The 23373-nt window shown below is 64.2% G+C and carries 21 protein-coding genes and 1 pseudogene; 16 read left to right on the top strand and 6 right to left on the bottom strand.

Annotation, left to right across the window (positions count from 1 at the left end; all coding sequences use genetic code 11):
- Window positions 1-70: 70 nt before the first annotated feature.
- Complete coding sequence (locus BGI01S_RS15100; protein WP_042326556.1) at window positions 71-745, top strand: DUF4410 domain-containing protein; 675 nt, start codon at window positions 71-73, stop codon at window positions 743-745.
- A gap of 21 nt (window positions 746-766) precedes the next feature.
- On the opposite strand, the gene BGI01S_RS15095 is transcribed toward BGI01S_RS15100, so the two are convergent.
- Together BGI01S_RS15095 and BGI01S_RS15090 are read right to left on the bottom strand one after the other, a co-directional pair.
- Window positions 767-2473: an acid phosphatase gene (locus BGI01S_RS15095; RefSeq protein WP_042326555.1), complete on the bottom strand. Its 1707-nt coding sequence runs from the start codon at window positions 2471-2473 to the stop codon at window positions 767-769.
- Window positions 2474-2575: 102 nt separating this feature from the next.
- Entirely contained in the window at window positions 2576-2863 is a 288-nt protein-coding gene (locus BGI01S_RS15090) for a hypothetical protein (protein ID WP_042326554.1), read from the bottom strand.
- Window positions 2864-3086: 223 nt separating this feature from the next.
- Here BGI01S_RS15090 and BGI01S_RS15085 point away from each other — a divergent pair, with 223 nt between their 5' ends.
- Complete coding sequence (locus BGI01S_RS15085) at window positions 3087-4058, top strand: IclR family transcriptional regulator (RefSeq protein WP_042326553.1); 972 nt, start codon at window positions 3087-3089, stop codon at window positions 4056-4058.
- A 114-nt stretch (window positions 4059-4172) separates the two neighbouring features.
- Here the strand turns inward: BGI01S_RS15085 and BGI01S_RS15080 are convergent, their stop codons facing one another.
- Entirely contained in the window at window positions 4173-5246 is a 1074-nt protein-coding gene (locus BGI01S_RS15080; protein WP_042326552.1) for a porin, read from the bottom strand.
- Window positions 5247-5683: 437 nt separating this feature from the next.
- On the opposite strand from BGI01S_RS15080, the gene BGI01S_RS15075 reads away from it, so the two are divergent.
- The 14 genes from BGI01S_RS15075 to BGI01S_RS15010 all read left to right on the top strand — a co-directional run bounded on the left by BGI01S_RS15075 (window position 5684) and on the right by BGI01S_RS15010 (window position 19146).
- A complete protein-coding gene (locus BGI01S_RS15075) occupies window positions 5684-5998 on the top strand; it encodes a non-heme iron oxygenase ferredoxin subunit (RefSeq protein WP_042326551.1) in 315 nt (104 codons plus the stop codon).
- Window position 5999: 1 nt separating this feature from the next.
- The gene (locus tag BGI01S_RS15070; RefSeq protein ID WP_042326550.1) at window positions 6000-6311 is read left to right on the top strand and encodes a recombinase-like helix-turn-helix domain-containing protein; all 312 of its coding nucleotides are present in this window, start codon (window positions 6000-6002) and stop codon (window positions 6309-6311) included.
- 59 nt (window positions 6312-6370) lie between these two features.
- Complete coding sequence (locus tag BGI01S_RS15065; protein ID WP_042326549.1) at window positions 6371-7462, top strand: aromatic ring-hydroxylating dioxygenase subunit alpha; 1092 nt, start codon at window positions 6371-6373, stop codon at window positions 7460-7462.
- Complete coding sequence (locus tag BGI01S_RS15060; protein WP_042326548.1) at window positions 7455-8222, top strand: SDR family oxidoreductase; 768 nt, start codon at window positions 7455-7457, stop codon at window positions 8220-8222. The genes BGI01S_RS15065 and BGI01S_RS15060 overlap by 8 nt, the downstream gene beginning before the upstream one ends.
- Window positions 8223-8249: 27 nt before the next feature.
- Window positions 8250-8777, top strand: coding sequence for a cupin domain-containing protein (locus BGI01S_RS15055; protein ID WP_042326546.1), 528 nt, complete (start codon window positions 8250-8252; stop codon window positions 8775-8777).
- 68 nt (window positions 8778-8845) lie between these two features.
- A complete protein-coding gene (locus tag BGI01S_RS15050) occupies window positions 8846-9748 on the top strand; it encodes an alpha/beta fold hydrolase (protein ID WP_042326545.1) in 903 nt (300 codons plus the stop codon).
- The gene (locus BGI01S_RS15045) at window positions 9749-10636 is read left to right on the top strand and encodes an IclR family transcriptional regulator (RefSeq protein ID WP_042326543.1); all 888 of its coding nucleotides are present in this window, start codon (window positions 9749-9751) and stop codon (window positions 10634-10636) included.
- Entirely contained in the window at window positions 10633-11445 is an 813-nt protein-coding gene (locus tag BGI01S_RS15040) for an SDR family oxidoreductase (protein ID WP_042326542.1), read from the top strand. Before BGI01S_RS15045 ends, BGI01S_RS15040 begins: the two co-directional genes overlap by 4 nt.
- Window positions 11438-13096, top strand: a complete 1659-nt coding sequence (locus BGI01S_RS15035) for a thiamine pyrophosphate-binding protein (RefSeq protein ID WP_042326541.1) — start codon at window positions 11438-11440, stop codon at window positions 13094-13096. The genes BGI01S_RS15040 and BGI01S_RS15035 overlap by 8 nt, the downstream gene beginning before the upstream one ends.
- Window positions 13089-13919, top strand: coding sequence for an aspartate dehydrogenase (locus tag BGI01S_RS15030; protein WP_042326540.1), 831 nt, complete (start codon window positions 13089-13091; stop codon window positions 13917-13919). Before BGI01S_RS15035 ends, BGI01S_RS15030 begins: the two co-directional genes overlap by 8 nt.
- 48 nt (window positions 13920-13967) lie before the next feature.
- A complete protein-coding gene (locus tag BGI01S_RS15025) occupies window positions 13968-15458 on the top strand; it encodes an aldehyde dehydrogenase (protein ID WP_042326539.1) in 1491 nt (496 codons plus the stop codon).
- A 32-nt stretch (window positions 15459-15490) separates the two neighbouring features.
- Window positions 15491-16456, top strand: coding sequence for a VOC family protein (locus tag BGI01S_RS15020; protein ID WP_042326538.1), 966 nt, complete (start codon window positions 15491-15493; stop codon window positions 16454-16456).
- Window positions 16449-17714 (top strand): NAD(P)/FAD-dependent oxidoreductase, encoded by a 1266-nt coding sequence (locus tag BGI01S_RS15015; RefSeq protein WP_042326537.1) that lies wholly within the window; start codon window positions 16449-16451, stop codon window positions 17712-17714. The genes BGI01S_RS15020 and BGI01S_RS15015 overlap by 8 nt, the downstream gene beginning before the upstream one ends.
- 25 nt (window positions 17715-17739) lie before the next feature.
- A complete protein-coding gene (locus BGI01S_RS15010; protein ID WP_042326536.1) occupies window positions 17740-19146 on the top strand; it encodes an MFS transporter in 1407 nt (468 codons plus the stop codon).
- Window positions 19147-19365: 219 nt separating this feature from the next.
- Here the strand turns inward: BGI01S_RS15010 and BGI01S_RS31070 are convergent.
- The 3 genes and pseudogenes from BGI01S_RS31070 to BGI01S_RS15000 form a co-directional block, all read right to left on the bottom strand.
- Window positions 19366-19628 (bottom strand): annotated as a pseudogene (locus tag BGI01S_RS31070) (VOC family protein); the annotation flags it as partial.
- A gap of 34 nt (window positions 19629-19662) precedes the next feature.
- Window positions 19663-20646: a fimbrial protein gene (locus tag BGI01S_RS15005; RefSeq protein ID WP_052400478.1), complete on the bottom strand. Its 984-nt coding sequence runs from the start codon at window positions 20644-20646 to the stop codon at window positions 19663-19665.
- Between the two features lie 74 nt (window positions 20647-20720).
- Entirely contained in the window at window positions 20721-23237 is a 2517-nt protein-coding gene (locus BGI01S_RS15000) for a fimbria/pilus outer membrane usher protein (RefSeq protein WP_322786969.1), read from the bottom strand.
- Window positions 23238-23373 lie beyond the last annotated feature (136 nt).

Here is a 23373-nt window from a genome sequence, read left to right as displayed (position 1 = left end):
AAAAAACGGACGCCCGCTGCGCGCGGCAGTACGATAGCCGGCGTCACGATGACGTTCGCGGAGGCGCGCCATGCTGCGTCGATTTCTGCAATTCACGCTGGCGGCAACCTGCCTGAGCACGGCGCCGCTCAGTGTTGTAGCGGCGGACACTGCGCCGTTCGCCGGGCCTGCGCCGGTCGTCTATGTGGCGGACTTCGAACTGGACGCGGCGAACCTCACGCCGGATAGCGGGCCGGGGCAACGCGTGCGTCGACTGCGCGGTTTGCTGCCCGCCGGACCCGGGCCGATGGGGCAGGACAAGAATCCACAGGATCACGCGACGCACATCGTGAACGAGATGGCCGATGCGCTGACCGAAGATCTGCACAAAGGTGGCGTCGATGCGCGCCGCATCGCGCCGGGTCAACCGTTGCCAGCAGCCGGTTGGCAAGTGCGCGGCGTGTTTCTCAACGTCGACGACGGCAATCGCTTGCGACGCGCGATGGTGGGCCTCGGCGCCGGCCAGAACGACATCCAGGTGGCGGTGTCGTGCGACAACCTGAGCGCGGCCGCTTTGCCGCCGCTGTATCAGGCGGTCGAAGAAGCCGATAGCAAGAGCGCGCCGGGTGCGGCGATCAAACTGAATCCGTATGTGATCGCGGCCAAGTTCGTGATGGCGAGCGGCGACGAGAGCAAGACGATCCGAAAGACCGCGCAGGAGATTGCGGACGCGGTGATCGTGAAGCTGCACGCGGCGGCGCAGTAGGCGGCGACACAAAACCAACCCTCAAGCCAGGTCCAGCGATGCCGTCAGATCGCCCAGCGGCGCAAGCCCATTGCTCGCGAACGCGCGGTCCCGCGCGACCACGCCATCGAGCGGCGCCAACCCATGCACGCGGCTGATGAAGCGAAGAATCGAGTTGGTGTCGTACACGGTGTGATCGACGTAGCCCTTCTTCGCCAGCGGCGAGATCACCAGTGCGGGAATCCGCGAGCCCGGACCCCAGCGATCGCCTTGCGGCGGTGCGACCGGATCCCACCAGCCGCCGTTCTCGTCCACCGTGACGATCACGACCGTGTTCGCCCACTGCGGGCCGCGCTGGATATGCTCGATCACCGTCGCGATGTGGCGGTCGCCCGATTCGACGTCCGCGTAACCGGCGTGCATGTTCAGGTCGCCTTGCGGCTTGTAGAACGTGACGGTCGGCAGGCGTCCCGCATCGATATCGGCGATCAGCCGGTTGGTCGACGCGTCGTTGCCGAGGCCGCCGTCGCGCAGGTGCCTGCGCCGTGCCGCCGTGCCCGGCGCGTAATTGGCGAAGTAATTGAACGGCTGATGGTGATACTGGAAGTCGGGCACCGCGCCGGTGTCCTGGTGCTCCAGCGCGTATTGCCATGCGCCGCTGTACCAGGCCCAGTCCACGCCCTTGTCGGTCAGACGGTCGCCGATCGTCGCGTATTTTTGCGGTTGCAGCACGCGCGGATTCGACAGGTCCGAGAACGCCGGGTCGCCGCCTTCGGGCGCGCGCACATTGCTCGGCTGATAGGGCGGCGCCATCGTGTTGACCGCGTAGCCGTCGGCGGTGAACGCGCCGTCGTTGACGAATTTCGGCGGACCGTCGAGCGCGGACACGGGCGAATCCTCCGCGACCTTCAGGCGCGTGCCGGTCGGATCGTCACCTTCGACCACCGACACCAGTTTCTTCGCCGGGCTGTTGTGGACGTCCGGATAGAACGGCGCCTGCGCCGAGATCAAAAAGATGTGGTTCAGCCACGAGCCGCCGAATGCCGCCATGAAGAAGTTGTCGCACAGCGTGTATTGCTGCGCGAGATTCCATAGACGCAGCGTGTCGGCGGAATTGCGGTAATGACCCATCACGAGGCCGCCGGAGTCGCCCCACGCGGCGAACTGGTTGTTGCGCCCGGCGCTGATCTGCATCTGGTTCTGATAGAAGCGGTGCACCAGATCGCGCGTGATCACGCCGGTCGGCAACGGCGCGCCGTGCGCATCGGCGATGCGGAACGGGCGGTTGTGCAGATGGTCGAGATCGTTCTGGCCGATCATGAAGCGCCGGCCGTCGACTTCCTGCGCTTGCGGCACGAGCCCGCCCCAGATAGCGGGCAAACGCGGCATCGGTGTCTGGCCGTCGCGATCGAGTTGCAGATAGCGCTCGGCGCTCACCGCGTCGAGCGGATGCTGAACGCCAGGGAAGTTGCCGTAGAGATTCGCGAAGCTGCGATTCTCGGCGTAGATCACCACGATGTTTTTGACCTGATCGTGCAGTGCCGCATCGAGCCGCAGGTCGCCGGCACTGCGCGGCGCGCCGTCGCTCGCCGCGAGCGGCTCGGTTTTGCAGCCGCTCAGCGCGAGGCCGAAACCGACTGCCGCGAGACCGGTGAGGACACGGCGGCGCTCGGGATCGTCGGGAGTGTCGGCGGTGGTGTGAGTGGGGTTGTCGGCGTTGGGCGGGAGCTTGGAATCGTGGTCGGTCATCGGTCAGTTCCGAAGTGTGCGTGACGGGCGCATAACTGCCGCGCGGGGCGGCGCGCGCGCGGCACCGGTTGCGGATTCAATGAGGCCGGCTGGCCTCGCGGGCTAAGGCAGTCGACGCTTTACGCGCCAACTGTTGTGCGTTGCATCGACGGCGAGCAGCAGCCAATGACGCGCGTCGACGGGATGACGCCGTTGCGTGGCATAACCGTCGACGTTCAACTCGAGTTCGTCAGGCGCGCGCCGATGACAGGTGGCATGCGCGCCGGAGCCGTCCGCGAATTCGACGATCGCGGCGGCCGCTCGGGCCGGCTCGGGCAAATGCGCGATGCTCACGGCGCAGCCCGGATAAAGATGCGAGTCGGCAACCTGGATCTGGATGGAATCGGACATGAGCGTGGCCTCCGTACGCTTGAGCGGAGCGAGCACGCGGCAGCGATACCTCGCGCACTGGACCGGATCAAAGAATAGCACCGCACAGCCATTGCGCAATCGGGGTTTGGCAGCGGTTGCGGTACGGCTGCGAGCCGGCGCAGTCACCGGTTAATGAGCGCTGCTCGCTTCGCGCTATGATGCTGCTCTGACCTTGATGAACAGCAGAAAACGGCAGCCCAAGATGGCAAAAGAAGAGCAAACAGGAGCGGGACGCAAACCCACGAGGCCACGTAGCGCGGCAGCTTCGGCATCGCGGGACGATGCGGCATTGCCGCAAACCGACAACGCCGACGCCGCCGATCCCACCGACGAAGAGAGCGCCGGCGGATCGACTTACCTGGTGCCTGGCCTCGAACGCGGCCTGCGCATCCTCTCCGAATTCAGCGCGCGCGAGCCGGTGCTCGGCGCGCCCGAATTGTCCAAGCGGATCGGCATTCCGCGCACCACCACTTTCCGTTTGTTGCAGACGCTCGAAGCGCTCGGCTTTCTCGAGCGCGTCAACGGCGACCGGTATTTCCGGCTGAGCGTTGCAGTGCTGAGGCTTGGCTTCGAATATCTGAGTTCGCTCGAACTGACCGATGTCGGCACGCCGATTCTCGAACGGCTGCGCGACGCCACCGGTCTGAGCACGCACCTGCTGATCCGCGATCAGCGCGACGTGGTGTTCGTCGCCAAGGCGCAAACGCATGCGCCGATGTTCAGCTCGGTGAAGGTGCACGTCGGCACGCGCTTGCCGGCCCATGCGACCGTGCACGGCCAGGTGCTGATGGGTGACCTGAGCTTCGAGGAGTTGCGCCAGTTGTATCCCGAGCCGCAGCTCGAACGTTTCACCGAACGCACGCCCGCGACCGTCGAAGAATTGTACGGACGCGTGCGCGAAAGCGCGGCACTCGGCTATGCGCTGAGCGAGGCGTCGTTCGAGCGAGGCATTTCGGTGGTGAGCGCGCCGGTGCGTGACCAGAGCGGCAAGATCGTGGCCGCGTTGACCGTGACGATTCCGCGTTCGGATATCGGCGAGGCCGAGGAGCGCGACCCGCTTGTCATCGCCGTGTGCCAGGCGGCGCTCGAATTGTCCGAGCGGCTTAGCTATTGTCCCCGCCCGGACGATCCGACGGCGGCGCAGGCGCGCCGTAAAGCGGTCACGGCGGGCTGATCGATAGGCGGCGTTTCGCTTGGCTGATCGGCGAGTCCGGCTGCTTGTTCAGCCGGACTCGCTGTGTCATCCCGCCATTCGCTGAGAAGTTCGGAGGCTCCGAACTCAAGCACTTCAGAACGAGTGATGGATGCCGGTCAGGACGATCGTCTGGTTCCGGCCGCTCGACACCCCCGCGGTAAAGAAGGCGGCGTTGGTGTCCGAGCCCGCGCGCTGATACAGCGCGTTCACGTACACCTGCGTCGACTTCGACAACGCATAGATATCGCCGATCATGAACTGCGTCCAGCGATGCCCGGCCAGCGTCGTCGTCGCCGCGCCACCGGCCACGGTGTTGAACGGCGTGAACTGATAATTCGCCCCCGCGTCGTAGCTCTGGAACGTGTCCGAATGTCCCGCCGACTCCAGCTTCACGCGCGTGTACAGCGCATGCACCAGCAGTTTGCCGAACTGATACGACGCGCCCGCTCCCATGTTCTGCACCTTGTCCGCGACGTAGTTCGCCGACGGCACGCCCTGGAAGGTGGTGATGCCGGTCGTGACGATCGACGGCGTGCGGTCGTTCTCGTTCGAATACGTCGCGCCTGCCTTGAACGGACCGTTCGCATAACTAAGCGCAAAGCTCATCGTCCTGCCGGTCGCGAAGTTCGTCGTGTTGCCCAGCCCCATCATCGCGCCGACCGAGAAGCCGCCGAAACTCGCTGAACGGAATTTCACCGAGTTGTCGAACGGCACGACGCCGGTATCCGCGAGCGAGTCGATGTTGCCCGGGTGGAACGCGTACCAGCTGGCGGCCAGATAGGCGGTGCTCAGCGGGCCCAGCACGTCGAAGCTGAACGGCGTCTGATGACCGAAGGTCAGCGTGCCGATCTTGTCCGAGCTCAAGCCGACGAACGCCTGGCGATTGAACAGCACGCCGGATTTCGCAAACGCGCCGGTGTTCGTGTAGAAGCCGTTTTCGAGCTGGAAAATCGCCTTCAGGCCGCCGCCAAGATCCTCCACGCCCTTCAGGCCCCAGCGGTCGGGCTGCATGTTGCCCTGTTCCATCATCCACTTGGAATGGCCACCCACATTGCTGACATACGCGATACCGGCATCCAGGCTGCCGTATAGCGTCACACTGCTCTGCGCCCAAGCGCTCGTGGTCGCGCAGATTGCCGTCAAGCCGGCTGCAATGATGTGCTTCACCGTTGGTTCTCCTGATCACACGACATTGGCTCGCGCCGAATTCGTCGTCCCTGATCCTTGCTTTGGGGTTGAATGCAGTTCCGGTATGCACCGAAAACTGCTCCGCTTTATGTTCCACCTATGGGCGTTTGTATCGCCTATGGAAAAGTATAGTGAGTCTGAAAGTGGTCAAAATAAATTTTCGGACCCCGTACAAACCCGAGGGGTGGCGACTTCTCCTGTCTGAGAATTGCCTCCAAACTCAAGCCGGAAAAGGCTCGCGGCCTGATGAAGCGCTCTCGCCGGATCACGCAACAACGTGTTGCGAATGCCACAGTCGGTGTTTTCCCCTACGCCTTCAGATTTTTATTTTTTCTCGTCAAAGCCACTCCTATAATCATCCATACACGAACTGATGTTCCTTATGTGGAACATAGAGCTTCAGGAGAAGGCGAGAAATGACTGATCAATGGCGCTGCGCCGGCCATGCCGGCGACCTGTCCGAAGACGCGCCGCTCGAGTACAAACTCGACGGCACCGAAATCGGCATCTACAAGGTGGGCGACGAGCTGTACGCGCTCGAAAACGTCTGCCCCCATGCATACGCGTTGCTGACGCAGGGCTTCATCGACGGAGATACCGTCGAGTGCCCGCTGCACGAGGCCGTGTTCCATATCCCGACCGGTAAATGTCTGAAAGAGCCCGGCGGCCGCGACCTGAAGATGTATTCGGTACGTCTCGCAGGCGAAGAAATCCAGATCAAGGTGGCATGACATGCGAGAGGTAGCCGTGAACTTCAATCCCTTCCTGAAACCGTGGCTCGCGCCGCAGCCGAACAACGTCGCCGGCAAGGGCGTGATCGAGAAGCCGGGCGAGACCGGCAACTTCATCTGGCAAACGCGTAAGGCCGAGCCGACCCAGTACGAAAACGACTTCGGCGACGCGCTCGAAAAAGTTTTCGAAGCCGGCGCGATGGAGTTGCAGGAAGTGGCCGACGGTTTGAACCGCGTGGGCTTCCGCACCCCGGAAGGCAATACGTGGGACGCCGATCGTCTCGCCGCCGAACTCCGCCTGCTCGCCGAATAAGCGCGCCCCTTCGAACACCCGCGAACACGTTTCATCGCATCCGCATCCGGAGTCTCTCCATGACGTCCCCCACTACAACTCAAGGCGCAGCCGACCCGATCCAGTCGTACCTGAACCAGGGCTTGCGCAACTACTGGTATCCGGTCGCGCCGAGCTGGCAGGTCGGCGACGCGCCGGTCGGCATCACGCGCCTCGGCGATCAGATCGTGCTGTGGCGCGACAAGGAAGGCAAAGTCCGCGCACTCGAAGACCGCTGCCCGCATCGCGGCGCGCGTCTGTCGCTCGGCTGGAATCTCGGCGGCAGCGTCGCGTGCTGGTATCACGGCATTGAAGTCGACGGCGGCGGCATGGTCACCAAGGTGCCGGCCGTGTCGAACTGTCCGCTGGAAGGCCAGAAGTGCGTGAAGTCGTATCCGGTCGAAGAGCACGCCGGCGCGATCTTCCTGTGGTTCGGCGACGACGCGCACAAGGAACCCGCGCCGCTCGTATTGCCGGAAGAGTTGGTGGGCGCGGAGTACGCGAGCTTTCTGTGCGTGTCGAACTGGAAGTGCAATTACCAGTACGCGATCGACAACGTGATGGACCCGATGCACGGCGCGTATCTGCACGCGACGTCGCACTCGATGGCCGAAGGCGACAAGCAGGCCGACATGCGCGTGCGCAAGACCGAAACCGGTCTGATGTTCGAGAAGGTCGGCCAGCGCGACGTGAACTTCGACTGGGTGGAACTCGGCGAAACCGGCTGCCTGTGGATGCGTCTCGCGATTCCGTACAAGAAGAAGTTCGGCCCGGGCGGCAACTTCGGGATCATCGGCTTCGCGGTGCCGGTCGACGAAGACAACTGCCAGGTTTACTTCTGGCGTACTCGCAAGGTACAGGGCTGGCAGCGCGACGCATGGCGCTTCATGTACCGCAATCGCCTCGAAGGTCTGCATTGGGCCGTGCTCGAACAGGATCGCTACGTCCTCGAAAGCATGGCGCCGAATGCGCGCGATCACGAATTCCTCTACCAGCACGATGTCGGCATGACGCGTGTGCGCCGCATGCTGCGTCAGCGCGCGCAACAGCACTTCGCCGACCTCGACGCGCATCGCGCGCAAGTGGCGGCCGCCACGCCGGTCGCAGCCGAAGCAGGCCACAGCCATGCATAACGACGCACACGCAGCGCTGAACGGCCGGCGCGTCCTCGTGACGGGCGGCGCGCGCGGTCTTGGCGCGGCGTTCGTCCGCGCGCTGGTGCAAGCCGGCGCGCAGGTGGTGTTCGGTGACGTGCTGCACGACGAAGGCCGCGCGCTCGCCGCGTCGCTGCACGAGCAGGGCCACGCGGCGACCTACCTGCCGCTCGATCTCGCCGACCCCGCCAGCATCACGCGATTCGCGCAGCAAGGCGCCGCGCAACTCGGCGGGCTCGACGCGCTGATCAACAACGCGGCGATCACCAACTCGGGCGGCAAGTTCGCCGACGAGTTATCGGTCGACACATGGGACGCCGTGATGAACGTGAACGTGCGCGGCACCTGGCTGATGAGCACCGCCGCGCTGCCGTATCTGCGCGGCTCGGGGCGCGGCAGCATCGTCAACATCGCGTCGGACACGGCGATGTGGGGCGCGCCGAAGCTGCTCGCGTATGTCGCCAGCAAGGGCGCGGTGATCTCGATGACCCGATCGCTCGCACGCGAATTCGGTGCCCACCAGGTGACCGTCAACGCGATCGCGCCAGGCCTCACCGAAGTCGAGGCGACCGCCTACGTGCCTGCCGAGCGGCACCAGTATTACCTGCAAGGCCGCGCGCTGACGCGCGCGCAAGTGCCCGACGACGTGACCGGGCCGGTGCTGTTCCTGTTGTCCGATGCCGCGCGCTTCGTGACCGGCCAGTTGCTGCCGGTGAACGGCGGCTTCGTGATGAATTGATCTTGTCGAATCGAAAGGAGAAAGAGAATGGCGGACGCCGATATCGAACGCAAATCGTGGGACCAACCCGCGGACGCGAGCTTCGCGCAGTGGCTGGACAGCCGCGTCGCGCGCCTTGAAACGCGTCGTTACGACTGGGACGCGCTGAAGTTCCAGGCCGACTACGACCCGAAGTATCGCCGCGCGCAAATGCGCTACGTCGGCACGGGCGGCACGGGCGTCGCGAAGGACATGAACACGGTCCCCGCAGGCGGCTTCACGTTCTCGACGATGGTGATCCCGGCCGGCAACATCGGCCCGAGCCATATTCATATGGACGTCGAAGAAATTTTCTTCGTGCTGCGCGGCAAGATGAAAGTGATCTGCGAGAAGGACGGTGAGCGTTGGGAAGCGGTACTCGGCGAACGCGATCTGATCTCGGTGCCGCCGGGCGTGTACCGCACGGAGGAGAACATCGGCGAAGAAGACGCGCTGATGTGCGTGATGCTCGGTTCGCCGAAGCCGATCACGCCGACGTATCCGCCGGATTCGCCGCTGGCGAAGCTCAAGCGCTAATCAGGCGCTAATCGAACGCGAAGCCTGCTTCACCGTTGCATTGCTAGAAAACACCCGCGAAGGAAATCATGTCCGCAGTCCCGTCCGCTACCGCCGATCAACCCGCCACGCTCGAAGCACGCCTTGCGCGCTTTCCGGCGCGGCAGGTCTCGCTGGCGTCGCAACGCACGCTGAGCTATCGCGAAGCCGGTAGCGCCGGCAACAGCGCTAACAGCGACGCACTGCCGCTCGTGCTGTTGCACGGTATCGGATCGGGCGCGGCATCGTGGGTGCAGCAATTCGAAGGACTCGGCGCGAACCGCCGCGTGCTCGCGTGGGATGCGCCGGGTTATGGCGCGTCCACGCCGGTTGCGGCTGAATCGCCGGTTGCCGTCGACTACGCAGGTGTACTGAAGGAGTGGCTCGACGCGCTCGGCCTCGAACGTTGCGTTCTGGTCGGGCATTCGCTCGGCGCAATCATCGCCGGTGCGTTTGCCGCCGCTCATCCGCAATTTGTGGCCGGTTTGCTGCTGCTGTCGCCTGCGGGCGGTTACGGCGCGGCATCGGCGGAAGTGCGCGAGACCAAACGCGACCAACGCCTCGCGATGCTGAACGAACTCGGTCCGCAAGGTCTCGCCGAAAAACGCAGCGCGAACATGCTGTCCGCTCACGCGAACGACGAAGCCCGCGCATGGGTGCGCTGGAACATGTCGCGCGTGATCCCGCACGGCTACGCGCAAGCGACGCATCTGCTCGCCAACGCCGATCTCGCCGCCGACCTCTCGCGCTTCAAAGGCCGCATCAACGTCGCGGTCGGCGCCGACGACACCATCACCCCTCCCGCGGCCTGCGAGCGAATCGCGCTCGCCGCGGGCACGAAATTGCAGGTTGTGCCGCACGCGGGGCACGCCGGCTACATCGAAGCACCCGCCGCGTACACCGCGATCATCGACACGTTCTGCCGCGCGAGCGGCGGACAACGGAGCCAATGAATGACGCCCGACACTCTCAACGCCGAGCGCGACGCGGGCGACGACCGCACCGACACCGGTAGCGAAGGCGGCTACCGCGTGCCCGGTCTGGAACGCGGTCTGAAGATCCTGACCGAGTTCTCGCCGCGCGAGCCGGTTCTCGGCGCGCCGGAATTGTCCCGGCGCCTGAAGATTCCTCGTACGACGGTATTCCGCCTGCTGCAAACGCTCGAATCGCTCGGTTTTCTCGAACGCGCCGACAAGGACCGCAACTATCGCCTCGGCGTCGCGGTGCTACGGCTCGGCTTCGAATATCTGAGTTCGCTCGAATTGACCGACCTCGGTTTGCCGATCATCGAAGCGCTGCGCACCGACACCGGCCTGACGAGCCACATCGTGATTCGCGACGGACGCGATGTCGTGTTTGTCGCCAAGGCGCAAAGCCATGCGCCGATTTTCAGTTCTGTGAAGGTCAACGTCGGCACCCGCCTGCCCGCCTATGCGACCACGCACGGCCAGGTGCTGATGGGCGACATGACGCTCGACGATCTGAAGAAGCTCTATCCCGAGCCGGAACTCGAACGCTTCACGAAGCAGACGCCTGCCACCGTCGAAGACCTGTACGAACGGATTCTCGACGACGCGCGACGCGGCTTCGCGATCAGCGAGTCGTCGTTCGAACGCGGCATTTCGGTGGTGAGCGCGCCGGTGCGTAACGACACGGGCCGCATCGTCGCCGTCATCACGACGACGATTCCGCGGCATGAGATCGACGCGTCGCTGCTCGACAGCGGCCTGATCGACAAGGTGCGCCGCGCGGCCGATGAACTCTCGCAGCGGCTCAACTACCGCCCGAAGACCGGCCCGAACGCGGGCAGCAAATACATGAAGGCACTGGGACTCCGATGATCCAAATCGACTTGACTGGCCAGGTGGCGGTGGTGACGGGCGGTTCGTCCGGCATTGGCCTCGCGACCGCCGAACTGTTTCTGCGGGCCGGCGCGTCGGTCGCGATCTGCGGCCGCGACACCGAGCGTCTCGCGCAAGCGGAAGCCGCGCTGAAAGCGCAATTCCCCGACGCGCAACTGCTGGCGCAAAGCTGCGACGTGCTGAACGCCGACGACGTCAACGCATTCGCGCAAGCGGTGCAAACGCGCTTCGGCCGAACCGACATGCTGGTGAACAACGCGGGCCAGGGCCGCGTGTCCAGATTCGCCGACACCACCGACGACGCGTGGCGCGAAGAACTCGACCTGAAGTACTTCAGCGTGATCCGTCCGACCCGCGCGTTCCTGCCGATGCTGCGCGACGCGGCCAACGGCGGCGCGGGCAACGCGACCGTGGTCTGCGTGAACTCGCTGCTCGCGCTGCAACCGGAGCCGCACATGGTGGCGACTTCATCGGCGCGTGCTGGCGTGCAGAACCTGATCAAGTCGCTCGCGGTGGAACTCGCGCCACAGCGCATCCGCGTCAATTCGATTCTGATCGGCATCGTCGAATCGGGTCAGTGGCGCCGCCGTTATGCGAAGGAAGCGCAGCCGGGCCAGAGTTGGGAAGACTGGACCGCCGAACTGGCGCGCAAGAAAAACATTCCGCTAGGCCGCTTCGGTCGTCCCGAAGAAGCCGCTCAAGCGCTCTTTTATCTGGCTACGACGCTGTCGTCCTATACGACGGGCAGTCACATCGATGTTTCTGGAGGCGTTGCACGACATGTCTAATAAAACCACCGTTGGCGAACTGATCGCCACTTTCCTCGAGCAGTGCGGCGTTCAAACCGCATTCGGCGTGATCTCGATCCACAACATGCCGATCCTCGACGCGATTCATAACCGCGGCAAGATCCGCTATGTCGGCGCGCGCGGCGAAGCCGGCGCGGTGAACATGGCAGACGGCCTCGCGCGCGTCTCCGGCGGCCTCGGCGTTGCGTTCACCAGCACGGGCACGGCGGCCGGCAACGCGGCGGGCGCGATGGTCGAAGCGTTGACAGCGGGCACCGCGCTCTTGCACGTGACCGGCCAGATCGAAACCGAATACCTCGATCAGGACCTCGCGTACATCCACGAAGCGCCGGACCAACTGTCGATGCTGTCGTCGATCTCGAAGGCGGCGTTCCGTGTGCGCTCGGTCGAGACCGCGCTGCCGACGATCCGCGAAGCCGTGCGCGTCGCGCAAACTGCGCCGAGCGGCCCGGTCAGCGTCGAGATTCCGATCGACATTCAGGCCGCCGAAGTCGAATGGCCAGGCGACCTCGCCGCGCCGCACGTCACGACGCTCACGCATTGCAGTCAGCGCGTCGCGCAACTCGCGGAACAGCTGGTCAACGCGAAGCGTCCGCTGCTATGGCTCGGCGGCGGCACCCGTCATGCGACCAAAGCTGTCGAGCGTCTCGTGGCGCTGGGCTTCGGCGTCGTGACCAGCGTGCAGGGCCGTGGCGTGCTGCCGGAAGATCATCCGGCGACGCTCGGCGCGTTCAACGTGCACGCGGCGGTCGAGAGCTTCTACAAGACTTGCGACGCATTGGTCGTGATCGGCTCGCGTCTGCGCGGCAATGAAACGCTGAAGTACAAGCTCGCGTTGCCACAACCGCTGTATCGGATCGACGCCGACGCGCTCGCCGACAACCGCGGCTACCGCAACGAGATGTTCATTCACGGCGATGCATCGGCGGTGCTCGAAGAACTCGCGACGCTGCTCGAAGGCCGCCTGAAGGTCGATCCGACATTCGCGCAGGATCTGGCTGCCGCACGCGAACGCGCGGTCGCCGACGTGGGCAAGGGCCTCGGCCCGTACAAGCGCCTCGTCGACGCGCTGCAAGAGGCCGTGGGCCGCGACTACAACTGGGTGCGCGACGTCACGATCTCGAACAGCACGTGGGGCAACCGCATGCTGAAGATCTTCTCGCCGCGCGCAGGCGTGCACGCACTCGGCGGCGGCATCGGCCAGGGCATGCAGATGGGCATTGGCGCGGCGCTTGCGGGCAATGCGGCGAAGACCGTGTGCCTCGTCGGTGATGGTGGCCTGATGGTCAACGTCGGCGAACTCGCGACGGCCGTGCAGGAAAACGCCAACGTGATGATCGTGCTGATGAACGACCAGTGTTACGGCGTGATCCGCAACATTCAGGACGCGCAATACGGCGGCCGCCGCTGCTACGTCGATCTGCATCAGCCGGATTTCGCGCAGTTCTGCGAGAGCCTGAAGCTTACGCACTACCGCATCACGTCACTCGACCAGGCCGACGCGATCATTCGCGAAGGCATTGCGAAGAGCGGCCCGGTGCTGGTCGAAGTTGACATGTTGTCGGTCGGCTCGTTCGCCACCGCATTCGCGGGGCCGCCGGTCAAGGAACAGGAGCCCGAACATGCGTGAGGCCGGCTACGCGGGACATCACGCACCCGTCGACATCGCGATGATCGGCTTCGGCGCGATCGGCCAGGCGGTGTACCGCTCGGTCGCCGCCGATCCGACCGTGCGCGTGTCGCACGTGATCGTGCCGGAGCGGCACATGGCGTCGGTGCGCGAAGTGGTGGGCTCGTCGGTGGACGTGGTGGCATCGGTCTGCGCGTTGAGCAGCCAGCCGCATTTCGCGCTGGAGTGCGCGGGTCATAGCGCGCTCGTCGATCACGTGGTGCCGCTGCTGAAGGCCGGCACGGATTGCGCGGTGGCGTCGATCGGTGCGTTGTCCGACGTGATGCTGCTCGACGCGTTGTCCGCCGCCGCCGATGAAGGCGACGCGACGCTGACGCTGCTCTCCGGCGCGATCGGCGGCGTGGATGCGCTCGCCGCGGCGAAGCTCGGCGGCCTCGATGAAGTGTTGTACACGGGCCGCAAGCCGCCGACCGGCTGGCTCGGCACGCCGGCCGAACAGGTGTGCGATCTGAACACGCTGAAGGAAGAGAAGGTGATCTTCGAAGGCAGCGCGCGCGAAGCGGCGCGGCTCTATCCGAAGAACGCCAACGTCGCGGCGACGATCGCGCTCGCCGGTCTCGGTCTGGACCACACCACGGTCCGCCTGATCGCCGATCCGAACGTGACGCGCAACGTGCATCGCGTGCTGGCGCGCGGCGCATTCGGCGAGATGTCGCTGGAAATGTGTGGCAAGCCGTTGCCGGATAACCCCAAGACGTCCGCATTGACCGCGTATAGCGCGATGCGCGCGCTGCGCAATCGCGCGGCCCGCTGCGTGATTTGAGACCCTGGCTGAATAGCTGACTAGCTGAAGCAAACCGGAATGACCGACATGACTCACTTCGATACCAGCCTCGTGCCCACCGGCGATATTTTCATCGGCGGCGAATGGCGGCAAGGGCGTGGCAACCCGTACAAAAGCCTGTATCCGGCGGATCAGTCGGTCAACATGGAAATCTCGACGGCCAGTGCCGACGACGCCCGCGACGCGGTGGAAGCCGCCGACCTCGCATGGCGTCGCGCGGACTGGTCGGGTCTGAAGCCGCATCAACGCGCGCTGGTCCTGTACCGCATCGCCGATCTGATCATGGCGCGTCATGAAGCGCTTGCGCAATTGCAGCGTCGCGACAACGGCAAGCCGATCGGCGAGACGCGGGTGCTGGTGGCGAGCGCCGCGAACACGTTCCGCTATTTCGCGGCCTGCCTCGAAACGCTCGACGAAGACGTTACGCCGTCGCGCGGCGACTATCTGACGATGAGCATCTACGAACCGATCGGCGTGATCGCGGCGATTACGCCGTGGAATTCGCCGATCGCATCGGACGCGCAGAAGCTCGCGCCCGCACTCGCAGGCGGCAACGCGGTGGTGTTGAAGCCGGCCGAAGTCACGCCTTTGACCTCGTTGGCCTTGGCGCGCATCTGCGAAGAAGCCGGCGTGCCGAAGGGCGTCATTAGCGTGTTGCCCGGCAAGGGCTCGGTGATCGGCGACGTGCTGGTGCGTCATCCGCTCGTGAAGAAAGTGTCGTTCACCGGCGGCACGGAAGTGGGCCGCGGCATCGCGCGCATCGCAGCGGACAAGCTGATGCCGGTGTCACTCGAACTCGGCGGCAAGTCGCCGACCATCGTGTTCGACGACGCCGATCTCGATCACGCGGTCAACGGCGTGCTGTACGGCATTTTCAGTTCGTCGGGCGAGGCGTGCATCGCGGGTTCGCGCCTCTTCGTGCAGCGCTCGATTTACGACGCTTTCATGAAGCGTCTCGCCGAAGGCGCGCGCAAGCTGCGCGTCGGCGATCCGTCGCGCGCCGAGACGCAAATGGGTCCGCTGATCACGGCGGCGCATCGCGAGACCGTCGAGCGTTATGTTGCGCTGGGTCTCGAAGAAGGTGGCCGCCTGCTGTGCGGCGGCGAACGCCCGGTCGGCGACGGCCGCGAAGCCGGCACCTACTTCCAGCCGACGATCCTCGAAGGCCTGACGAATGACGCCCGCATCTGCCAGGAAGAAATCTTCGGTCCGGTGCTGGTCGCGATGCCGTTCGACGACGAAGCGTCGCTGCTGAAAGACGCGAATAACAGCGTGTTCGGCCTCGCCGCCGGCATTTGGACGCGCGACTACAAGCGCGCATACCGGATCGCCCGCGCGCTCGAAGCCGGCACCATCTGGATCAACACCTACAAGCTGTTCTCGATCTCGACGCCGTTCAGCGGCTGGAAAGAGAGCGGCATGGGACGCGAGAAAGGCCGCCTCGGCATCCGCGAATACATGCAACAGAAAAGCCTCTACTGGGGCTTGAACGACGCGCCGCTGGCGTGGGCCAACTGATACGCAAACGCAAGATACGCAAGAGGCACGTTATGACGATTCTCGGCATTGAACAGATTATTTACGGTGTGACGGATCTCGCCGCCTGCCGCCGCTTTTTCGCGGACTGGGGTTTGAAAGAGACCGCGCACGACGAGACGCACGCGCGCTTCGAAACGCTGAACGGCTGCACGGTTCTGGCCGTCGACGCAAACGATCCGTCGCTGCCACCCGCTTTCGAAGAAGGTCCGACGCTGCGTGAAGTGACCTGGGGTGTTGCGACGAAAGCCGAACTCGACGAACTGCGCGGCCGCTTCGCCGGTCAGCCGGGGCATGTCGAAACCGACGACGCCGTGGGTTGCATCGACCCGAACGGGATGGCGATTCGCGTCGAAGTGACCCGCAAGCGCGACCTCGACGTGCACGGTTCACCGTCGAACGTGTGGGGGCAGACGTTGCGCGTCGATCAGCCGTCACCGATCTATGAACGCGCCGAGCCGGTCGAAGTAGGCCACGTGGTGTTCTTCACGAACAAGCTCGCCGAACAGGAAAAGTTCTACCAGGAGCTGCTCGGCTTCGAAATGTCGGACCGTTATCCGGGCCGTGGCGCGTTCATGCGCTGCGCGCCGCACGGCGGCCACCACGACATCTTCCTGCTTGCATTGCCCAACGGTAAGCGTGGTTTGAATCACGTCGCGTTCACCGTGCGCGATATCCACGAAGTGTTCGGCGGCGGCATGCACATCAGCCGTTGCGGTTGGGAAACGCAACTCGGGCCGGGACGTCATCCGGTGTCGTCGGCGTACTTCTGGTACTTCCAGAATCCGGCCGGCGGCCTGATCGAGTACTACGCCGATGAAGACCAACTCACGCCCGACTGGCAGCCGCGCGATTTCGAACCGGGTCCGACCGTGTTCGCCGAATGGGCGATCGACGGCGGTATCGACGGCAACACGCGGCGCCAGAAAAACGCGAAGGCGCCCGAAGGCAAGTTCATGACGGAGCGTAAAAATGACTGACGCTGCTACCGAAAAAGCGCAAGCCGCGCATGCCGGACTCGAAGCGCCGCGCACGATCGTCGTGATCGGCGGCGGCCAGGCGGCCGGCTGGGTCGTGAAGACGCTGCGCAAGGAAGGCTTCGACGGACGTCTCGTGATGATCGCCGACGAAGTGCATTTGCCGTACGAACGCCCGCCGTTGTCGAAGGCCGTGCTCGCGGGTGAAGCGGATATCGACACCGTGCGGCTGGTCCAGCCCGACGACTTCGACGCGCTGAACGTCGAAGCGTGGCAACCGGATTGCGCGAGTTCGATCGATCGCGAGCAACGCATCGTGCGCACGCAGTCGGGCCGCGAGGTGCAATACGACCGCCTCGTGATCGCCACCGGTGGCGCGGCGCGCAAGCTGCCCGATGCGCTGGTGAAGACCTCGCATGTCACGTATCTGCGCACGCTCGACGAAGCCGTCGCGCTCGGCGAACGGCTGCGCGCGAGCAAGCGCGTGCTGGTGGTGGGCGGTGGCTGGATCGGCCTGGAAGTGGCGGCGACCGCGCGCAAGCTCGGCGTCGACGCGACCGTGGTGGAAGGCGCGCCGCGTTTGTGCGCGCGTTCGCTGCCGCCGCTCGTGTCCGGCTTCCTTTTGGACCTGCATCGTGCGAACGGGGTGGACGTGCGCCTCAATGCAGCGCTCCTGAAGCTCGAAGATCATCCGCACGACGCCGGTCGGATTCGCGCGACGTTCGCGGACGGCTCGACGCTCGACGCCGATTTCGCGGTTGCCGGCATCGGCCTCGCGCCGCACACGGCGCTTGCTGTGGCCGCGGGCGTGAAGGTGGACGACGGCATCGTCGTCGATCACTTCGGCGCGACCGACGACCCGCGCATCTTCGCGTGCGGCGACGTCGCCAATCATCCGAGCGCATGGCTCAAGCGCCGCGTGCGGCTCGAATCGTGGGCGAACGCGCAGAACCAGGCGATTTCCACGGCGAAGGCCTTGCTCGGCACGTTCGAACCGTACGCGGACATTCCGTGGTTCTGGTCGGATCAGTACGACGTCAATCTGCAAATCCTCGGCGACATTCCGGGCGATGCGCAACTGGCGGTGCGCGGCGATCTGCCGGGCAAACGCGCGACGCTGTTCCATCTGGAAGACGGCGCGATCCGCGGCGTGATCGCGATCAACACGCCGCGCGAACTGAAGCTCTCGCGCAAATGGATGAACCAAGGCCGGACCATCGACCTTGCCACCTTGACCGACGCCTCGACGGCGCTTGCCTAACCACATCTACGGACGGCACCACGGCATGAGAACCATCGACAACACCATCATGGGGGACCGCAGCAGCGCCGGTGTCTCAGGCCCCGTGACCCGGGGCTCGATCATCGCGCGTCTCGAACGGATGCCGAGAAACGCGATGCAGGTGCGCGCGCGCATTCTGATCGGCCTCGCGACGTTCTTCGACGGCTTCGACGTGATCGCAATCGCGGCCACGCTGCCGATCCTGATCGCGAAGTGGCAATTGACGCCGTGGGAGATCGGCTTTCTGATTGGCTCCGGCTCGGTAGGACAACTGATCGGCGCGTTCGTGTTTCCGTGGTACGCGGAACGCAAGGGTCGCGTGAGGGCAATTGCGTTGAGCTCGGGGATCATCGGCATCACGAGTATTGCGTGCGGTTTTGCGCCGACGTTCGCCGCGTTCGTCGTACTGCGGGTGATTCAGGGTTTGGGGCTGGGCGGCGAATTGCCGGTGGCCGCGACTTATATCAACGAGATCAGCCGCGCGCATGGCCGTGGACGTTTCGTGCTCCTTTACGAAATCGTGTTCCCGGTCGGGCTACTTGCGTCGAATGCGCTGGGTGCGTGGATCGTACCGCGTTTCGGCTGGCAAGCGATGTACTTCATCGGCGGCATGCCGTTGATTCTGTTCTTCGTGCTGCGCAAGCTGGTGCCGGAATCGCCGCGCTGGCTCGCCGAGCGTGAACGGATGGCCGAGGCCGATGCCGCCGTGCATGCGTTCGAACGCGCTGCCAAAGGTCCGCTGCCGCCGGTGCTCAACTCGGCTGAATTCGACGCGATGGCCAATCGTCACCCGAAGCGGCGCATGGCGGACCTGTTCGGCCCGGCGTATCTGAAGCGCACGCTGGCCGTGGCGATGCTGTGGATCACTTGCGGCTTCATCCAGTACGGTTTGTCGACGTGGCTGCCGACCATCTATCGCACGATTTATCACGCGCCGCTGCAGCTCGCGTTGAACCTGGCGGTGGCGGCTTCGGTGCTCGGCGTGTTGGGATCGTTGACCTGCGCGTTGCTGGTCGACAAGGTGGGACGCAAGCCGATCATCAACGTGTCGTTCCTCGCGTGCGCGCTTTCACTGGTGCTGGCGGGCGTGTTCCACGGATCATCGGTGTATGTGGTGGCGACGTTCTGCGCGTTGGCGTTGGGATTCCTCGCGTGCGGGTTCATCACGGCTTACGTCTACACGCCGGAGTTGTATCCGACCAGCATCCGTGCGATGGGTTGCGGTGTCGGTGGCGCGTGGCTGAAGGTGGCAGCGATTTTCGCGCCGGCGATCGTGTCGAAGACGATGATCGGCGGCAACTTGCAGGTGGCGTTTTATATTCTCGCGGCCGTGCCGTTTCTGGCGGCGGTTGCGGTGCATCTTCTTGGGATCGAGACTAAGGGGAAGGTGTTGGAACAACTGGAGGCTTGAGGTTTCCGGCTTCAGCTTTCGAAGCGGAATGAGTTTTGGTGGGCGGTAGATGCGGTAGTACCGCAATGGCAGGGAGACGGAAGGCGCACTGGGCGGTGCGCCTTTTGTCTTTTTGTGAACCTGATGGGGCGAAGGAATTTGCCGATTTGCTATCACAGGCGCGCGGCATTTCAATGTGGCTGAATACGAACGGCGGGCGCCGGCGGATCGGTTGACGCGTCAATTCGCGCGCACATGACACGCGGCCTCCACACGATTGCCGGCGGGGTCGTACACGAACGCTGCATAGTAGTCGCGATGGTAGTGAACGCGGAGCCCCGGTTCGCCATCTGAACGTCCTCCCTCGGCGAGGCCGGCTGCGAAGAATCGACCTGTTCGCGCGACGCCGCCTTGAAGCACCAATGCCGCTTGTTCACGTCGATCCTGCCGGGCTCCAGGTACACGGCGAGGAATGTTGAATCCCGATCGTCGGACGTGCAACGATACTTGCTCGCCCGCTTTCGTCAAACGTCCCTTTTACTGATAGCCAATCGTGAACGTGGCTATGCCGTTCGCGGTGCCGGCGTTGATCGTAGCCGCTGTCTGCACGTAGCGCGCCGTCAACGGAATGTTGAAAGTGCCGTTACCGGTCTGTCCAGCCGCCCACTGGTTCTTGTTGCCAATCGTCTTGGAATCCGCGCCATAACTGACGACATTCGTGCCGTTCAGCACCTGGATACCGACGCCTTTGGCGGTTGACGCCGCCGTCAGCGATAGCGTGTCGGATACGTTCGACGGAGTCGTCTGGTCGGTCAAGGTCGTGTAGACGGTCGCCATGACACCTGTCGCACCACCTGTACAGTTCAGCCCGATATTCAGTGACTGCGCTCGCGAGGTCGAACCGACACCGGTGAACGAGTTTCGTGCAATGTTGCCTAGCGGCACCACGATGGACGGCGTCGTCACGGCACACGTGGGGATGGTCGGGTTAATGACGATCGGAGTACCGAGATAAACGTAGAGGATCGGATAGCTCCCACCCTGGGCCGCATACTGAACGATATTCCCGGTGATGGCGCCGCCCGAAGTCACCGTACCTGTCTTGATGACATCGATGTAGAAGGTAGCGTTCGTGGATAGCGAGTTGCTAGTTGACCAGACGGAAGTGTTGAGCGGATAGTACGATCCACTCGGGTCACTGATCCTCAGACCGATGCCGGGGACATTCGTCGAGAATGTCTTGTACGTGCTGTTGTACGAGCCCGTACCCGTCATGGTTACCGTGCCGAAGCCCCCGGTGCACGATAGCACGCCGGTGTCCACGGTGGCGTTGAGCATCGGCGAACTCCACAGGACCGTCCCGTTCGCCACGTCCGGCTTGAAGACCGGCACCTTGGGCTGGCCGTATACACTGAACGACTTCGGTGTGCCCGTGCACGCCGCCCAGCCCGTCGCAGGCAGGCAAAACGCCAGCATCAGGTAAAGCAAACCCGTCAATCTTCGCATCATCTTTTTCACCATTCAGTTATACAACCGGGACCATTCCATCCCGGCAGAACCGCCATCACGAAACAGGCCCCTGCCGCAGCGCGCGATTACCGGCACACCAGTTCGACCATGCTGTACCGCGCGCTCATTTTCCTGTCCATCTTCGGCAACGAGTAGTCCACCGAGCATTGTTCATCGGCGCTCTCGCCCCAGTTCACGAGCAGCTTGCCCGTGTCGTTCCTGAGGCCACGCGCAATCACCCGGCCGCCCTGTGCGACCGTGCCGATGCCCTGCCCCTGCTCGCCTGACACCTCCGCGCCAAACTGCATCGGTGTGCCGTCGGGTTTCCTGATGGTCAGGATCGCGGCGCGACCCGTGTCCTCGGTCTCGAACCTGACGCGCGTTATCGCGCCCGCGGTGGGGGCGATCGACTGTTGCGTCGATTTCAGTTCCACATTGATCGGCAGACCCTTCGGATCGATCTCGATCTGGTTGCTGGAAAACGGACTCAGGCTCGACACGATCGCGTGCCCCCACGGATCGACGCGCAGGCCGCTGCCATTGGCCACACGTGCTCCGGCCGCATCGCGTGCTTCGACGATGACCACCGTATCGCCCATCGACGGCGTGAAAGCCACGCCGCCCGAGTAGGCGACCACGCCGCCGCTCAACCCGACGCTGCCCTGGGTGTAGTTGCTGCTCCTGCTCACGCTTCCGCTCATCGTGGTGACTGGCGACATGTACGCCGCGTTCGCGCCCGCTGTCGTGTTGCTGCCTGCCCCGCCGCCGCCGCTGTGGCCCGCGTTCAGACCGTAGGTGAACGCGTAGTCGGAGCCGAGCGTGCCCGTGACGGTCTGCTGCACGCTGGCCGGCCCATTGCCGCCACCTTGCAGGGCGGTCGTCGAGTACGGCGCATGCGGACCGGAGCCGAGCGGAATGCCGACAGTCAGCATCGCGCGGTTGTCCCATTTGCCGGTGCCGACATTCAACTGGCGCGAGAACGCCACGTTGAAGTTAATCTGCCTGAAGCTGTTGTTGTAGCCCACCTGCAATTGAGTATCGGTGCCGCTCCGGTTCCAGTAGTTCTGTGTGGAGCCAGTCGCATAGAACGCCCCGAACCCTTGGGGCAGGGACTGGTTCATCGTGAGTTGCATGCGGTTACGCTGGATACCCTGCATGGCGGTGTTCATGCCGCGCTGATCGAGGTCACGCAGCGCGATCGCATTTGCCAGATCGAGATAGCCGCTGCTCGAATAGCGATAAGCCGCTACAGACAGGTTCGTGTCGGTGGACTCGATCAGCTTGCTATAGCTCAGGCGCAGACTTTGGCCATTGCGGCCGGGCTGATGATCGAAACGTGTGGTGGCGTGGGTGACGTCGAGGCCCACCGCACCCAGCTTCGTATTCAGCGCCGCGCCGATCTGCGCGGCCATATAGCCCGGTGTCGCGACGGCGCCACCGTAGCCCGTGAGCAGGTTCGTGAAGCCATGCTGAAGCGTGCCCTGGAACAGCAACGGGTGGTTATCCACCGTCGGATTGCGGTATTGGCCAACCGTCGCGCTAAAGCGCGTGATGCCGGCCCGCAGCGAATTCACCGCGGCCGCATAGGGCACCGTGAAAGTATGAACACGGCCATCGGCCTCGGTCACGGTCACGTCGAGGTTACCGCCGTAGCCGGTCGGATAGAGATCGTTGATCTCGAAGGCCCCCGGCGCCACGGTCGTTTCGTAGATGATGTTGCCGTTCTGGCGGATCGTCACTCGCGCATTGCTGTTGGCCATGCCGCGGATGACCGGCGCGTAGCCGCGCTGCGACTCCGGATACATGCGGTCGTCGCTGGCCAGTTGCACGCCGCGGAAACCGGCACTGTCGAACACCGCGCCATCGGTGAATGCGTCGCCGATGACCAGTTGACTTTTGAGCGGCGCAATCGAGCGCCACAGGTTGGTCTGCACGCTCTGGTAGTGGGTGCCGTCCTGGCTGCTGGACGTCAGGTTGCCGTTATGGCGAAAGCGCCACGAGCCGACATTGATCCCGCCGTTCAGCCCGACATAGGTCTGGGTGGAGTTCATGCCGGAGGAATCGGCATGATAGAGGTTGGCGTTGTACTGCAGGCGGGCGGCGTTCACTCCGTCGTCCCAGTAGCGCGGCTCAACATAACCGCGCGCCGTGCGGGCAAGCGCGAACTGCGGCACGCTCACATCGAGCCGCAGTTCGCCGTTATCGAATGTCACGGTCGCGCCCTGGATCAGCGACGGCAACGATGTACATGCATCGGTGCCCGCATCCAGACGCGCGACGGCTTCGGGCGGCAACTTCGTCAGATCCACGCCGACGCGCTCGAGCAATGCGCGATCGAAGCACACCTGCACATCGTTGCTGTCCGCGCCGGTCTGCTTCAGGCTGACCTGGGCGTGGCCAGTCAATCCGCCATTGACGTACAGATCGACCCGGTAGTCGCCGGGCAATGCAGCGTTACCCTTGTTGAAGCGCTTGAGGTCGACGCCCGCGGTACCGGGCTGACGGATAAACTGTTCGTTAAACTGAACCTCCGCGAGCTGGGTGGGAACGCCCGGCTCACCCGCAGCCCGCGCTCCGTTACTGGCGAACAGTGCCAGCGCCACTGCACCGATCGGTGACAGCGGCGGCGGGAAAGGACGAAATTGCGGTGAGCACATGGTTGATACCGTCGTTGCACGTTGTGTTCAAGACGAACGCTTCCCTGCTGCGCCGTGCAGCATGTTTCAAAAGGAAGCACCC

The organism is Paraburkholderia ginsengisoli NBRC 100965 (assembly GCF_000739735.1).
Lineage (GTDB): Bacteria > Pseudomonadota > Gammaproteobacteria > Burkholderiales > Burkholderiaceae > Paraburkholderia > Paraburkholderia ginsengisoli.
The sequence above is the reverse complement of the archived record's forward strand: the minus strand, read 5'-3'. Positions and strand labels throughout refer to the sequence as shown.